This window comes from Azonexus sp. IMCC34839, from assembly GCF_047047955.1.
Classification (GTDB): Bacteria; Pseudomonadota; Gammaproteobacteria; order Burkholderiales; family Rhodocyclaceae; genus Azonexus.
The window spans coordinates 1464947-1478435 of record NZ_CP150631.1 but is presented as its reverse complement, the minus strand read 5'-3'; the positions used below and the strand labels follow the sequence as shown (position 1 = coordinate 1478435).

The following is a 13489-nucleotide window of genomic DNA, read 5'->3' as shown; positions in this document are numbered from 1 at the left end:
TCCAGTAGAATGGACGGATTCCCATTCTAGCGTTAAGACAATGGAATTACAGGGCAAACGTATCGTGGTTGGCGTTACCGGTGGCATCGCGGCCTACAAGGCGGCCGAGCTGGTGCGTCTGCTGGGCAAGCAGGGCGCCGACGTACAGGTGGCGATGACCGAGGGAGCGACCCACTTCGTGACCGCAACCACCTTCCAGGCACTTTCCGGCAAGCCTGTATACGTAGACCAGTGGGACGCACGCATGCCGAATGCGATGGCCCACATCGACCTGTCGCGCCAGGCCGACCTGATCGTCGTGGCGCCGGCGTCGGCCGATTTCCTCGCCCGCATCGCGCACGGCATGGCGGACGATCTGCTGGCGACCATGGTGTTGGCGCGCGATTGTCCCTTGCTGGTGGCGCCGGCGATGAACCGCCAGATGTGGGAAAACCCGGCGACGCAGCGCAATGTCGCGCAATTGAGCGCCGACGGTATACAAGTATTGGGGCCGGCCAGCGGCGAGCAGGCCTGCGGCGAGGTCGGCGTCGGGCGCATGCTGGAGCCCGAGGACATTGTCGAGGAAGTGATCGCCTACTGTACGCCCAAGGTGCTGGCCGGGCGCAAGGTGCTGATCACGGCCGGGCCGACCTTTGAGGCCATCGACCCGGTGCGCGGTATCACCAACCTGTCGTCCGGTCGCATGGGCTATGCCGTGGCGCGGGCGGCGCGTCAGGCCGGAGCGGAAGTCACGCTGGTTTCCGGGCCAGTTGGTTTTTCGGCTCCACAGGGTGTGCACCGCAGCAGTGTGAAAAGTGCGCTGGAAATGCACGCAGCGGTGATGGAGCGTGCCGCGGCCTCCGATATTTTCATCGGTGTGGCGGCTGTGGCCGACTATCGCGTGGCCAATGCGGCCGAGCACAAGCTGAAGAAGGACCATGGTGGCGTGCCGGCCATCGAGTTGGTCGAAAATCCGGACATCCTGGCCGAAGTCGCTGCGTTGAAGGATGGACCGTTTTGCGTCGGCTTCGCAGCCGAGAGCCGCAATCTCGAAGAGTATGCCCAGGCCAAGCGGCGCAAGAAAAATATCCCATTGATCGCCGGTAACCTGATCCAGGACGGCTTCGGTGGCGACGACAACCGTCTGGTGCTGTTCGACGACAACGGCACCCATCCGCTGGCGCCGGCCCCGAAATCGGTACTGGCCCGCCAATTGATTGAACACATCGCCAAGCTCACAGGAAAACAATAATGCATCGTATCGACGTCAAGATTCTCGATTCCCGCCTGCACGACACCCCGCCGCACTATGCCACGCCGGGCGCGGCCGGCCTCGACCTGCGCGCCTGCATTCCGGCACCGCTGCATGTCGTGCCGGGACAGACCACGCTGGTGCCGACCGGCATCGCCATCCATCTGGCCGATCCCGGCCTGGCGGCGATGATCCTGCCGCGCTCGGGGCTGGGCCACAAGCACGGCATCGTACTGGGCAATCTGGTGGGCCTGATCGACAGCGATTACCAAGGCGAGATCATGGTGTCGGTGTGGAATCGCGGTCAGCAGGAGTTCACGCTCAATCCGCTGGATCGGATTGCACAACTGGTCGTCGTGCCGGTCCTACAGGTCGGCTTCAATGTGGTCGAGGAGTTTGCCGCCAGCGATCGGGGTGAGGGCGGCTTCGGTAGCACCGGAAAATCTTGAAAGCCGGACGTAAGCAAATTAGGATTTAATTATTTGCTTTTGGGCGTGGGGGAAACATGAAAACAATTACCAAGTGGATGTTTGCCGGGTTGCTCGCTTCGGCCTGTTCGGGGGGCGCTTTGGCTGCGGAAAAGGTCGATCTGGCGCGTGCCGAGGAAATCGTCTCCGGCCGCTGCTTCCTGTGTCACGGTCTGCAGGGCGAATCGGCCAGTCCGGTTTTCCCGCGCCTGGCTGGGCAGCATTCCGAATACATCGCCAAGCAGCTGTCGGATTTCAAGGCAGGTAAGCGTAAGAGCGACACGATGAAGCCGCAGGCCGAGGAACTGACGCCGGGCGAAATGGCCTCGCTCGGCGCCTTCTTCGAGGCCAAGAAGGTCGGCGCTCGCCCGCTCAGGGATGCCGAGCTGGTCGCCGTCGGCAAGTATGTGTTCAATCGTGGCAACCAGTTCACCGGCCTGCCCAGCTGCGCCAGCTGCCATGGCCCGAAGGGCCTGGGGACGCCTCAGTTGCCGCGTCTGGCCGGCCAGCATCCGCGTTACATCGAGGATCAGTTGAAGCAGTTCAACTCCCGCGAGCGTAACAACGACAACGCGGTCATGCACACGGTTGCCTCGAAGCTATCCGAAATCGAGCGCCACGCGGTGGCTGAATACATCGCCACCCTGGAATAAGCCAGTTTGCTCCAAATAAGGAAGGCCGCCGGTGGGCGGCCTTTTTCGTTTGTAACCCGGGCGAGGTAGATGCCGATGCAGGGATTGGCTAGACTGCGCTCTTCTTTCAGCACCTGAAGCAATCATGGCAAAAGAGGTCGAGCTCAAGCTGGCGTGTCCGGCCGAGGCATTGTCCCGCGTCGAACAGCATCCTTTGCTCCAGCAGGCCGCTCTGTACGGCGAGCCGGATACCCTGGAGAACGCCTATTTCGATACTCCCGACCTGGCGCTGAGTGCCGCCAAGGTCGCGTTGCGCACGCGCAAGACGCGCGATGCCAGCCTGCAGACCGTCAAATGCGCGACCGAGTCGGTCGGTGGCCTGAGTTCGCGGCCGGAGTGGGAGCAGTCCTTCAACGGGCGCTTCGACTTCTCCGCAATCGAGGTGGAGCCGGTGCGCGCCATGTTGGAGCGTCACCGCGACCAGCTGGCGCCGATGTTCACCACGGTCTTCCAGCGTCAGACCCGCTTGGCCGAGCCGCGTGCCGGTGTGCAGATACTGGTCATGATCGACCGCGGCTGCATCGTTGCCGGCAAGGCCGAAGAGGCGATTTCCGAGGTCGAGCTTGAGCTGGTCGCTGGCGAGCCGGCCGACCTGATCAATTTTGCCATCGCCCTGGCAGCCGACTTGCCGCTGGTGCCTTTCGACCTGAGCAAGGCCGAGCGCGGCTATCGCCTGTTCGAGAATAATCCGATCCGGCCGCAGCGGGCAGGGCGGGTCGCCGTGACCGGCAAAATGCCTCCCTTGCAGGCATTCCTGGCCCTGGCCAACCATGGGCAGCAGTGCTGGCAGGCCAATCTGCACGGGGCGCTGGCCTCGAACAACCCGGAATTCGTGCATCAATTCCGTGTCGCCTTGCGTCGTTTGGGCGCCTTGCTGCGTATTTTCGAGCCGGTCCTGCCGGAGCAGTTTTTCGCCGAATGGGCCGACGGTTTGAAGCAACTGGCGGCGGTGACTGGCGAGGTGCGCGACCTCGATGTCATGCGTGCGGCCGTGCTCGAGCCGATGCTGCAGGCGGACGACAGCGAGCGCCATCGCGAGCTGGTGCAACGTGCCATCGTTGCTTGCGGCAAGGCGCGCGAGAAGGCAGGGGCTGCCATCGAACAGTTGTCGAACGGCGTGCCGCTGCTGGCCTTTGCCCGCGACGTGCATACACTTGAAACCGGCAAGGAGAAGAAGGATTTCGCCCGCTTTGCCGAAATCCGGCTCGGTCGCGCCCATCGGCGGGCGGTCAAGCGTTTTGATCGCGTCGTGCGCAAGCCGACCTCGGAGACGGCCCACCGTTTCCGCATTGGGCTGAAATATCTGCGCTACAGCTGCGAATTCTTCTCGCCCTTGTTCGACGAGGACGAGATGCTGCAATACGCCAAGGGCGTTTCCGAACTGCAGGACGAATTCGGTTTCATCAACGACTTGCATGTCGCCTTGACCCGGCTTGACCAGTGGGTGCGCGACGATGCCTCGCTCAAGGAGGTGCGCGATTACATCGCGCGCTGGCACAAGGGCAAGATCGACAAGAAGATGCAGGCGGCGCTGACCAAGGCCGGCGAAGTCTTGCGTCAATGTCAGCCGTGGTGCGGCGAATGCGAGCGGCGCGGCATCAAGTCGGCACGCAAGCGCCTGCGCGAGGGCATCAGCCTGAAGCTGCGGTGAACAGGCCAAAAAGGCCAAAAACCGGGCAATAAAAAAGGCCGCAAATTGCGGCCTTTTTCGTTGCGCCGGAAAGCGCTCAGGACAGCATGTCGGCCCAGATGTTCTTGGCCCAGCCCAACGCGATCTTGCCTTCCAGTTCGTTGCGCGCAGCAGAGACGCCGCCGGCGCCCTTGACCGGTTGCACGACCTTGGTCGCGGCATCGTACTGATGCACCGAAGAAACGTGGATCACGTTCTTGGCATCGACGAAGCTGTAGCAGGTGTTCATCACGACCGGCGTCGGGTTCGGCTCCTGGCCCGACAGCATGTTCAGGATGGCGGCGGCGGCCAGCTTGCCGTGCTGGTTGGCCATGTGGCCGGACTTCGGCATGGTCGGCGCCGGGAAGATGGCGTCGCCCAGGACATGGATGCCCGGCGTGCTGGTCGATTCCATCGACAGCCAGTTGACGTCCACCCAACGGTTGTTGATCAGCTTGATGCCCGACTTGTGGGCGATATCGCCGGCGCGGTGCGGCGGGATCACGTTCAACACGTCGGCCTTGAACTTGTCGAATTCCAGCACGGCGGTGTTGGTCGCCACTTCGACGTCCTTCACCTCGCTGTTGTTGCGATACTCCAGGATGCCCTTGTAGAGATCTGCCCAGGCCTTGGTGAACAGCGGCTTCTTGGACTGCACGTCTTCGTTGGCATCGAGAATGACCACCTTGGATTTCGGCTTGTGCTTCTTGAAATAGTCGGCCACCAGGCTGGCGCGCTCGTACGGTCCGGGCGGGCAGCGGTAAGGTGCTTTCGGGATGGAAATGGCATAGACGCCGCCATCCTTCATCGATTCCAGTTGCTTGCGCAGGGCGACGGTCTGCGGACCGGCCTTCCAGGCGTGCAGGATCTTGCTCTGGGCCTCGGCATTGGCCAGGGCAGGGATTTCATTCCACATGAAGTCCACGCCCGGCGACAGTACGAGACGGTCGTAGCTGACGTTGCCACCCGACTTCAGGCTCACCGTCTTCTTGGTGGCATCCACGCCGGCCACTTCGTCCTGAATGATGCGCACGCCCCACTTGTTCTTCAGGCCGTCGTAGCTGACGGTGATGTCTTCCATGGACTTGCTGCCATGGATCACGAGGTTGGAAATCGGGCAGGAGATGAAGGTCGGATTGCGTTCGATCAGGGTCACCTGGACGCCGCCTTCGCTCCACATGCGCAGGTATTTGGCGATCGTGGCGCCGCCGTAGCCGCCGCCGACCACGACCACATGGCCGCTCGCCTTGCCGCCGCCAGCGCAGCCGTACATCGAAGCCATCGCACCGGCTGCCGCGCCAACCTTCAGGAAATCACGTCGTTTCATCAGCATCATGTTGTTCTCCCCTTACTTTTGCGCGGCGAAATAGGTGGCGATCAGGTCGAGCTGCTCTTCCGTATAGCCCTTGGCGATCTGGTGCATGATCGAAGCCGGCTTGTCGCCGCTCTTGAAATCGGCGAGCTTCTGCAGGGTTTTGTCCTTGGGAACGCCGGCCAGTGAATCGAGGCCGGAGCCCTTGACGGCATTGCCGTTGGTGCCGTGACAGTTGGCGCAGGTGGCAGCCAGGTTGCGGCCAAGATTGGGGTCCGCGGCATGCGATGCGCCGGCAAAAGCCAGCAGGCAGATCGCTGCAACGTGGGCAAGCATTTTCATCTTCACATCTCCTCAGAATGTTGTGGCACGAAGAATATAGCCATTTGTCGTAGATGCTGTCACTGCCAGCACAGGCGGAAGAGTAACGTCCTTTCCGCCGGAATGCATGCTGCGACGCAACAATATTAGTTGTTGACTATATAAATACTGAGTTATACAGTTATTCTGATACGGATCAAAAAAACATCATGGACGAGACGCTGCAGGTATTCGAACAAGTCGCCAACTACTTCGGTTTGCTCGCCGACCCGACGCGCCTGCGCATCCTGTCGTGCCTGTGTTCCGAAGAGCGTTCCGTCAATGAGGTGGTGGAAAAGATCGGTCTGACCCAGGCCAACATCTCGCGCCACCTGAACATCTTGTTCCGGGCCGGCGTAGTCGATCGTCGCCGGGACGGGAATCTGGTTTTCTATCGGGTCATCGACCCGAATTTCGTCGATATCTGCCGCACTGTCAGCATCACGGTGGCCAGCCGCGATCTGGGGGACGAGTTGGGCGTATCGGCGAAACAAGCAGGTCATTGAAGTCGAAGTAGTCAAACAGCGGAGGGGAGTGATCTCTATGGGTGATAGTTACAAGCAACCGGGGCGCCTGCGGCCGGCTCCGGAGAACTTCCTGTCGGAAGATCAGATCAAGGCCGTCGGAGCCGGGCGCCGGGATTTCCTGCGCAAGAGCTTCATGGCAGCCGGCGCGGCCTTTGCCGCACCGCTCGCAGCACGTGCCAGCGAGGGCGATCCGGCCATCCTGAATCTGCCGGAATGGACGACCAGCCTCGGCCAGCCGGTGGCAACCCGTCCGTACGGCATGCCGTCGAAGTACGAAAGCCAGTTGCTGCGCCGTGAATCGCCGGGCCTGACCCGCGTCGGCGGCGCTTCGGTGTCCTTCTGTCCGCTGCAAGGCCTTTTCGGCATCATCACGCCGTCCGGCCTGCACTTCGAGCGTCACCACCAGGGCTGGCACGACATCGATCCGTCCAAGCATCGCCTGATGATCAACGGTTCCGATCCCGAATTCCTGAAGAAGCCGAAGGTCTACACCATGGACGAGCTGATGCGCATGCCGTCCGTGTCGCGCATCCACTTCATCGAGTGCGGCGCCAACACCGGCCTGGAATGGGGCAACGTTGCCGTGCCGACCGTGCAATACACGCACGGCATGCTGTCCTGCTCGGAATTCACCGGCGTGCCGCTGAAGCTGCTGCTGGAAGATTGCGGCGTCGATTACAAGAAGGCCCGCTACATCCTGGCCGAAGGTGCCGACGGTTCGTCGATGACTCGCACCATTCCGATGGAAATGGTCGAGTCCGGCGAAGTCTTCGTTGCCTACGGCATGAACGGCGAAATGCTGCGTCCGGAAAACGGCTACCCGCTGCGCTTGGTCGTGCCGGGCGTGCAGGGCGTGTCCTGGGTCAAGTGGCTGCGCCGCATCGAAGTCGGTGACAAGCCTTACGCCACCAAGGATGAGGCCGTGCACTACATCGACCTGCTGCCGAATGGCCTGCATCGTCAATACACCTCCATCCAGGAGTGCAAGTCGGTCATCACCACCCCGTCCGGCGGCCAGACGCTGCTCGACAAGGGTTTCTACAACGTCTCCGGCCTGGCCTGGTCCGGTCGCGGCAAGATCAAGCAAGTGGACGTCTCCTTCGACGGCGGCATCAACTGGCAGACCGCCCGCATCGAAGGCCCGGTGCAGAACAAGGCGCTGACCCGCTTCAACATCGGTTGGGTGTGGGACGGCAAGCCGGCCATCCTGCAATCGCGCGCCATCGACGAAACCGGCTACGTGCAGCCGACCTATGGCCAACTGCGCAAGGTCCGCGGCACCAAGTCGATCTATCACAACAACGCGATCCAGTCCTGGAAGGTCGTCGAAAGTGGGGAGGTGACAAATGTCCAGGTTCTCTAAATCGATTCTGGTTTTGGCCCTTTTCGGGGCGTCCACCGCAGCAGTCGCCTTCGACAACTACAAGGGCATCGGCCGCCAGGCCACGCCGGCCGAAGTGAAGGCCTGGGACATCGACGTGCGTCCTGATTTCAAGGGCCTGCCGAAGGGATCGGGCAATGTCGATCGCGGCCAGGAACTGTTCGAGGAAAAGTGCGCCTCTTGCCATGGCTCCTTCGGCGAGTCGAACGAAGTGTTCACCCCGTTGATCGGTGGCACGACCAAGGAAGACATCAAGAACGGTCGCGTCGGCGGTTTCCTGACCGGTGAGATTCCGCAGCGGACTACCTTCACCAAGGTGGCGACCATCTCGACCGTTTTCGACTACATCTATCGTGCGATGCCGTGGACGGCACCGAAGTCGCTGAAGCCGGACGATGTCTATGCCATCCTGGCCTACTTCCTGAATCTCGCCGAGATCGTTCCGGCCGACTTCACGCTGTCGGACAAGAACATCGGTGAAGTCCAGGCCAAGATGCCCAACCGCAACGGCATGACGACCGACCACGGCATGTGGCCTGGCCCGTCCGCCAAGAAGGGCGGCATCGGCAACGGCGGTATCCCGGACGTCAAGAACGTCGCCTGCATGAAGAACTGCAAGAGCGAAGTGAAGATCGGTTCGACCCTGCCCGAGTACGCCAAGACTGCTCACGGCGAACTGGCCGAGCAAAATCGAACTTTCGGTCCGGTCCGTGGGACCAAGACGCTGGGCGCAGAGGCGGCCAAGCCGGCTGCCGCGCCGACGACGATGGATATGGCCGCCAAGAACGGTTGCATGGCCTGCCATGGTGTGAACAACAAGATCGTCGGTCCGGGCTTCAATGAAGTCGTCGCCCGCTACAAGGATCAGCCGGACGCCGAAGGCAAGCTGGTCGCCAAGGTCAAGAATGGTGGTCAGGGTGCCTGGGGCACGATCCCGATGCCGCCGAACGCGCATGTCAAGGATGAGGATTTGAAGACGCTGGTCCAGTGGATTCTGTCCGGAGCTAAGTAAGTCAATTTCTGAGAGGAGTAGTCATGAACAATCAACGTCGTAACGTACTGAAGACCGGCTCCGGCGCTGCCCTGATGGGCGTGCTGGCTGCTGCCGGCATCATCAAGCCGGGCATGGCCCTGGCCGACTGGAACAAGGCTGCCTTCGACGCGAAGAGCATGGCCGACACGCTGAAGGCTCTGGGCGCCGCTTCCCCGGCCGACAGCAAGGACGTCCAGGTGACCGGTCCGGACATCGCCGAAAACGGCGCCGTCGTGCCGGTCGGCGTGGCCTCGACCCTGCCGGGCGTGACCATGGTCGCCATCCTGATTGAAAAGAACCCGAACGCCCTGGCTGCCAGCTTCACCCTGCCGGAAGGCACCGAAGCCAACGTCCAGACCCGCGTCAAGATGGGCCAGACCTCCAACATCTACGCCCTGGTCAAGTCGAACGGCAAGTTCTTCATGGCCACGAAAGAGATCAAGGTCACCCTGGGCGGCTGCGGCGGCTAATCGACACGAATTCAAGGAGATAGAAACATGGGCAATCCGATGAAAATCCGCGCCGCCAACAAGGACGGCGTTACCGAAGTCAAGGTTCTGATGAGCCACGAAATGGAAACCGGCCAGCGCAAGGATGCCGCCGGTGCCGTCGTGCCGGCCTGGTTCATTACCGAGCTGTCGGCCAAGCACAACGACAAGGTCGTGCTGGCTGCTGAATTCGGCCCGTCCGTCTCGAAGAACCCCTACCTGGCGTTCAAGTTCAAGGGCGGCGCCAAGGGCGACAAGGTTGTCGTTTCCTGGAAGGACAACAAGGGCGACAGCCGTACCGACGAAGCCGCCATCGCCTGATTGGCACCCCACTGACGGCAGCAACGCGGCGCAAGACCGCGGCTGCCGTTGCACAACCCCAGGAGGAATTGCGATGAACCAACGTTTGACGAAAGCGCTGGTCGGTCTGGCTGTTGCGACAGCCTGTATCGGCAGTGTTTCCGCCCAAGACAGCAAGGTTGCCGACGAACTGGCCAAGTACCGCGAGGCGCTGGCCGATGGTAATCCGGCCGACCTGCTCGAAGCCAAGGGCGAAGCCTTGTGGAGCGAAAAGCGCGGCCCGAAGAATGCCTCGCTCGAGCAATGCGATCTCGGCATGGGCCCGGGCAAACTCGAAGGCGCCTACGCCAGCCTGCCGAAGTATTTCAAGGATACCGGCAAGGTCATGGATGTGGAGTCCCGCCTCGTGCACTGCATGATGAGCCTGCAGGGCTTTACCTACGAGCAGGCGACCAAAAACTGGTATTCCAAGCCGGGTACCGATTCCGACATCGAGGCCCTGGTCACTTTCGTCGGCGCCAAGTCGAACGGCCTGAAGATCAACGTGCCGGCCAAGCACCCGGAAGAAGCCAAGATGGCCAAGATGGGCGAGTACATCTTCTACCGCCGCTCCGGTCCGCAGGATTTCTCCTGCTCGATCTGTCATGGCCAGGAAGGCAAGCGCATCCGCCTGCAGGAACTCGGTAACCTGACGACCAAGGATGGCGCCGGTACGGCCATGAAGACCTGGCCGTCCTACCGTGTGTCGCAAGGTGCCGTGTGGACCATGCAGCGTCGCCTGATCGACTGCATGCGCCAGGCCCGCTTCCCGGAACCGAAGTATCTGGCCGACTCCATCGTCGCGCTGGAAACCTTCCTGCAAAAGAACGCCACCGGCACCGTCATGGAAACGCCGGGCATCAAGCGCTAAGAGGGGATAAGACATGAAACTGAAATTTGCCCTTTTTGGCCTGTGCACCGCAGCAGTGAGCGGTTATGCCCTTGCTGCCAAGCCGGTCGAGGCGCCGGGCGGCCAATTCGCCGCCGAGGCCGAGCAGATGTTCCTCGAATCCTTCCGCGAGGATGGACCGAAGGAGTGGAAGCTGCGCCTGATGCAGGACGAGACGATGAAGACCTGCGGTATCTACCGCGACAACCCGCCGCGCAAGATTGGCGAGAAGCTGGAAAAGGCCAACAAGGCGACCATCCAGTACCCGGCCAGCGGCAAGCTGATGGGTAACTGGAAGGAAGGCGAAAAGCTCGCCGCGGTCGGTACCGGCGGCCACATCGGCTTCATCCAGCCGGACCCGCCGGGACGCGTCAAGGGCGGTAACTGCTACGCCTGCCACCAGCTGGCCAAGAAGGAAATCGCCTACGGCACCATCGGCCCGAGCCTGCAGCATTTCGGCAAGATCCGCGGCAACTCGCCGGAGATGGTCAAGTACGCCTACGACAAGATCTACAACTCCAACGCCTTCACGGCGTGTACCAACATGCCGCGCTTCGGCCTGCATGGCTGGATCACTCCGGAGCAGATTGCCGACATCGTGGCCTTCCTGATGGACCCGGAATCCCCGGTCAATAAAGATTAACTTGCGTGACTTTCCCGGCGGGGCGACTCGCCGGGCTTTTTTTACAGGACAAGACTATGAGCATGAATCGTCGTGAATTCCTGCAGGTGCTGGCCGTCGCGGCCGCCGGCGGCATGTCGCTGCACAGCGAACTGGCCATGGCCGAGAAGGGCGCCGCCAAACTCTACGACATGCCGAAATTCGGCAACGTCAGCCTGCTGCACATCACCGACTGCCATGCCCAGCTGCAGCCCATCTACTTCCGCGAGCCGAACGTCAACCTCGGTTTCGGTGCCCAGATGGGCCAGGTGCCGCACCTGGTCGGCGAGCATCTGCTCAAGCACTTCGGCTTCAAGCCGAACAGCATCGAGGCGCACGCCTTCACCTATCTGAATTTCGAAAAAGCCGCCCAGACCTACGGCAAGGTCGGCGGCTTCGCCCACCTGGCGACCCTGGTCAAGCGCATGAAGGCCAGCCGCCCGGGCGCCGTCCTGCTCGACGGCGGCGATACCTGGCAGGGTTCCGGTACCGCGCTGTGGACCAACGCCCAGGACATGGTCGACGCCTGCAAGGCGCTCGGTGTCGACATCATGACCCTGCACTGGGAATCCACCGTTGGTGAAGCCCGCGTCAAGGAAATCGAGGAAAAGGATTTCGCCGGCAAGCTTGACATCGTGGCCCAGAACATCAAGACCACCGATTTCGGCGATGCGGTGTTCAAGCCCTACGTGATGCGCAACATGAACGGCATTCCGGTCGCCATCATCGGTCAAGCCTTCCCCTACACGCCGATTGCCAACCCGCGCTGGCAGATTCCGAACTGGAGCTACGGCATCCAGGAAGAAAACATGCAGAAGACTGTCGACGAAGCCCGCGCTGCCGGTGCCCAGGTCGTCGTCGTCATCTCGCACAACGGCATGGACGTGGACCTCAAGATGGCCTCCCGCGTGCGCGGTATCGACGCCATCTTCGGCGGCCACACCCATGACGGCGTGCCGGCCCCGGTCGTCGTCAAGAACGCTGGTGGCCAGACCCTGGTCACCAACGCCGGCTCCAACGGCAAATACCTCGGCGTGATGGATTTCGAGGTCAAGAACGGCAAGGTCACCGGCTACCGCTACAAGCTGATGCCGGTCTTCGCCAACCTGCTGCCCGCCGACAAGGAAATGCAGGCCCTGATCGACAAGGTGCGCGCGCCTTACCTCGACAAGCTCAACGAAAAGCTGGCGGTCACCGAAGGCCTGCTCTATCGCCGCGGCAACTTCAACGGCACCTTCGACCAGGTCATCCTCGACGCCCTGATGAAGGTCAAGGACGCCGAAATTGCCTTCTCGCCGGGTTTCCGCTGGGGTACCTCGCTGTTGCCGGGGCAGCCCATCCTGATGGAGCACGTGCTCGACCAGACCGCCATCACCTATCCGTGGACCACGGTGACGATGATGACCGGGGAAACCATCAAGACGGTGCTCGAAGACGTTTGCGACAACCTGTTCAACCCCGACCCCTACTACCAGCAGGGCGGCGACATGGTGCGCGTTGGCGGCCTGCAATACACCTGTGATCCGACCGCCAAGATGGGCAGCCGTATCCAGAACATGATGCTCAAGGGCCAGCCGATCGACCCGAGCAAGACCTACAAGGTCGCTGGCTGGGCTCCCGTGGCCGAAGAGTCGAAGAACGCCGGCGCGCCGATCTGGGACGTCGTTGCCCAGTACCTGCGCGACATCAAGACGGTCAAGCCGGTCAACCTGAACCTGCCGACCCTGAAGAGTGCCGCCGGCAATCCGGGGATTGCCTGATGAGTACCAAGACCAGACTGCAAGCCGCCCTGTTCGCCGCCGCCCTGGCTTCGATGTCGCTGGCCCATGCCGCAGACTGGACGCCTGGCAGCACTGAGTGGTCGAAGCTGCCCGAAGTGAAGCAGTCCAAGCTCGGCCTCTATCTGACGCCGCAACAAGCCTACGACATGAAGAAAGCCAACCCGAAGGGCGTGGCTTTCTTCGATGTGCGGACGCGTGCCGAGGCCATGTACGTCGGCTGGCCGAGCGATGCCGATGCGCTGGTGCCCTTCGTCGAGCATCCGGAAATCATGAGCGACTGGGACGACAAACGCGCCATGTACAAGCTGGAGCCGAACCAGGACTTCCTGCCGGAGTTGGAGCGCCGCCTGCAGGAAAAAGGGCTGGGCAAGGACGCGAGCATCATCCTGATCTGCCGTTCCGGCGATCGAAGCTCGAAGGCGGCCGACCGCCTGATGGGTGCCGGCTATGCGAAGGTCTATAGCGTGGCCGAGGGCGTTGAGGGCGACACCGCCAAGGACGGAGCCAAAGCTGGCCAGCGCGTGGTCAATGGCTGGAAGAACGCAGGCCTGCCCTGGACCTACAAGCTCGACAAAGCGAAGATGTACTTCCCGCGCTAAGCCGAGCCCTTGCGTTAAACCACGAAAAATCCCCGCCACGGCGGGGATTTTCTTTTATGA

At 61.8% G+C, this 13489-nt stretch carries 15 protein-coding genes; 13 read left to right on the top strand and 2 right to left on the bottom strand.

What is annotated here, in order from left to right; genetic code table 11:
• Nucleotides 1-40 precede the first annotated feature (40 nt).
• The 4 genes from coaBC to WIF35_RS07300 all read left to right on the top strand — a co-directional run bounded on the left by coaBC (nt 41) and on the right by WIF35_RS07300 (nt 4041).
• Nucleotides 41-1231, top strand: coding sequence for a bifunctional phosphopantothenoylcysteine decarboxylase/phosphopantothenate--cysteine ligase CoaBC (coaBC, locus tag WIF35_RS07315; protein ID WP_412480904.1), 1191 nt, complete (start codon nt 41-43; stop codon nt 1229-1231).
• A complete protein-coding gene (dut, locus tag WIF35_RS07310; protein ID WP_412480903.1) occupies nt 1231-1680 on the top strand; it encodes a dUTP diphosphatase in 450 nt (149 codons plus the stop codon). Before coaBC ends, dut begins: the two co-directional genes overlap by 1 nt.
• A gap of 56 nt (nt 1681-1736) precedes the next feature.
• On the top strand, nt 1737-2351 hold the full coding sequence (locus tag WIF35_RS07305; protein WP_412480902.1) for a c-type cytochrome: 615 nt from the start codon (nt 1737-1739) through the stop codon (nt 2349-2351).
• 124 nt (nt 2352-2475) lie between these two features.
• The gene (locus WIF35_RS07300) at nt 2476-4041 is read left to right on the top strand and encodes a CHAD domain-containing protein (protein ID WP_412480901.1); all 1566 of its coding nucleotides are present in this window, start codon (nt 2476-2478) and stop codon (nt 4039-4041) included.
• A gap of 76 nt (nt 4042-4117) precedes the next feature.
• On the opposite strand, the gene WIF35_RS07295 is transcribed toward WIF35_RS07300, so the two are convergent.
• Nucleotides 4118-5395 carry an FCSD flavin-binding domain-containing protein gene (locus tag WIF35_RS07295; RefSeq protein ID WP_412480900.1) on the bottom strand — a complete coding sequence of 426 codons (1278 nt, stop codon included), beginning with the start codon at nt 5393-5395 and terminating at the stop codon, nt 4118-4120.
• 12 nt (nt 5396-5407) lie between these two features.
• On the bottom strand, nt 5408-5713 hold the full coding sequence (locus WIF35_RS07290) for a c-type cytochrome (RefSeq protein WP_412480899.1): 306 nt from the start codon (nt 5711-5713) through the stop codon (nt 5408-5410).
• 188 nt (nt 5714-5901) lie between these two features.
• Here WIF35_RS07290 and WIF35_RS07285 point away from each other — a divergent pair, with 188 nt between their 5' ends.
• The 9 genes from WIF35_RS07285 (at nt 5902) to WIF35_RS07245 (ending at nt 13429) form a co-directional block, all read left to right on the top strand.
• On the top strand, nt 5902-6237 hold the full coding sequence (locus WIF35_RS07285) for an ArsR/SmtB family transcription factor (protein WP_412480898.1): 336 nt from the start codon (nt 5902-5904) through the stop codon (nt 6235-6237).
• A 37-nt stretch (nt 6238-6274) separates the two neighbouring features.
• Nucleotides 6275-7621, top strand: coding sequence for a sulfite dehydrogenase (gene soxC, locus WIF35_RS07280; protein WP_412480897.1), 1347 nt, complete (start codon nt 6275-6277; stop codon nt 7619-7621).
• Entirely contained in the window at nt 7605-8651 is a 1047-nt protein-coding gene (locus tag WIF35_RS07275) for a c-type cytochrome (RefSeq protein WP_412480896.1), read from the top strand. Before soxC ends, WIF35_RS07275 begins: the two co-directional genes overlap by 17 nt.
• A 23-nt stretch (nt 8652-8674) precedes the next feature.
• The gene (gene soxY / locus WIF35_RS07270) at nt 8675-9142 is read left to right on the top strand and encodes a thiosulfate oxidation carrier protein SoxY (RefSeq protein ID WP_412480895.1); all 468 of its coding nucleotides are present in this window, start codon (nt 8675-8677) and stop codon (nt 9140-9142) included.
• Between the two features lie 27 nt (nt 9143-9169).
• Entirely contained in the window at nt 9170-9481 is a 312-nt protein-coding gene (gene soxZ / locus WIF35_RS07265) for a thiosulfate oxidation carrier complex protein SoxZ (protein WP_412480894.1), read from the top strand.
• A gap of 73 nt (nt 9482-9554) precedes the next feature.
• Complete coding sequence (gene soxA, locus WIF35_RS07260; RefSeq protein ID WP_412480893.1) at nt 9555-10370, top strand: sulfur oxidation c-type cytochrome SoxA; 816 nt, start codon at nt 9555-9557, stop codon at nt 10368-10370.
• Nucleotides 10371-10383: 13 nt separating this feature from the next.
• Nucleotides 10384-11031, top strand: a complete 648-nt coding sequence (gene soxX / locus WIF35_RS07255; RefSeq protein WP_412480892.1) for a sulfur oxidation c-type cytochrome SoxX — start codon at nt 10384-10386, stop codon at nt 11029-11031.
• A gap of 56 nt (nt 11032-11087) precedes the next feature.
• Nucleotides 11088-12809 carry a thiosulfohydrolase SoxB gene (soxB, locus tag WIF35_RS07250; RefSeq protein ID WP_412480891.1) on the top strand — a complete coding sequence of 574 codons (1722 nt, stop codon included), beginning with the start codon at nt 11088-11090 and terminating at the stop codon, nt 12807-12809.
• Nucleotides 12809-13429: a rhodanese-like domain-containing protein gene (locus WIF35_RS07245; protein ID WP_412480890.1), complete on the top strand. Its 621-nt coding sequence runs from the start codon at nt 12809-12811 to the stop codon at nt 13427-13429. Before soxB ends, WIF35_RS07245 begins: the two co-directional genes overlap by 1 nt.
• Nucleotides 13430-13489 lie beyond the last annotated feature (60 nt).

Coding starts and splice junctions, on each gene's coding strand:
- soxC (WP_412480897.1), top strand. CDS start 6,275: ATGGGTGATAGTTACAAGCAACCGGGGCGCCTGCGGCCGGCTCCGGAG.
- WIF35_RS07290 (WP_412480899.1), bottom strand. CDS start 5,713: ATGAAAATGCTTGCCCACGTTGCAGCGATCTGCCTGCTGGCTTTTGCC.
- soxA (WP_412480893.1), top strand. CDS start 9,555: ATGAACCAACGTTTGACGAAAGCGCTGGTCGGTCTGGCTGTTGCGACA.
- WIF35_RS07245 (WP_412480890.1), top strand. CDS start 12,809: ATGAGTACCAAGACCAGACTGCAAGCCGCCCTGTTCGCCGCCGCCCTG.
- dut (WP_412480903.1), top strand. CDS start 1,231: ATGCATCGTATCGACGTCAAGATTCTCGATTCCCGCCTGCACGACACC.
- soxB (WP_412480891.1), top strand. CDS start 11,088: ATGAGCATGAATCGTCGTGAATTCCTGCAGGTGCTGGCCGTCGCGGCC.
- soxX (WP_412480892.1), top strand. CDS start 10,384: ATGAAACTGAAATTTGCCCTTTTTGGCCTGTGCACCGCAGCAGTGAGC.
- WIF35_RS07295 (WP_412480900.1), bottom strand. CDS start 5,395: ATGATGCTGATGAAACGACGTGATTTCCTGAAGGTTGGCGCGGCAGCC.
- WIF35_RS07300 (WP_412480901.1), top strand. CDS start 2,476: ATGGCAAAAGAGGTCGAGCTCAAGCTGGCGTGTCCGGCCGAGGCATTG.
- soxZ (WP_412480894.1), top strand. CDS start 9,170: ATGGGCAATCCGATGAAAATCCGCGCCGCCAACAAGGACGGCGTTACC.
- WIF35_RS07275 (WP_412480896.1), top strand. CDS start 7,605: ATGTCCAGGTTCTCTAAATCGATTCTGGTTTTGGCCCTTTTCGGGGCG.
- WIF35_RS07285 (WP_412480898.1), top strand. CDS start 5,902: ATGGACGAGACGCTGCAGGTATTCGAACAAGTCGCCAACTACTTCGGT.
- WIF35_RS07305 (WP_412480902.1), top strand. CDS start 1,737: ATGAAAACAATTACCAAGTGGATGTTTGCCGGGTTGCTCGCTTCGGCC.
- soxY (WP_412480895.1), top strand. CDS start 8,675: ATGAACAATCAACGTCGTAACGTACTGAAGACCGGCTCCGGCGCTGCC.
- coaBC (WP_412480904.1), top strand. CDS start 41: ATGGAATTACAGGGCAAACGTATCGTGGTTGGCGTTACCGGTGGCATC.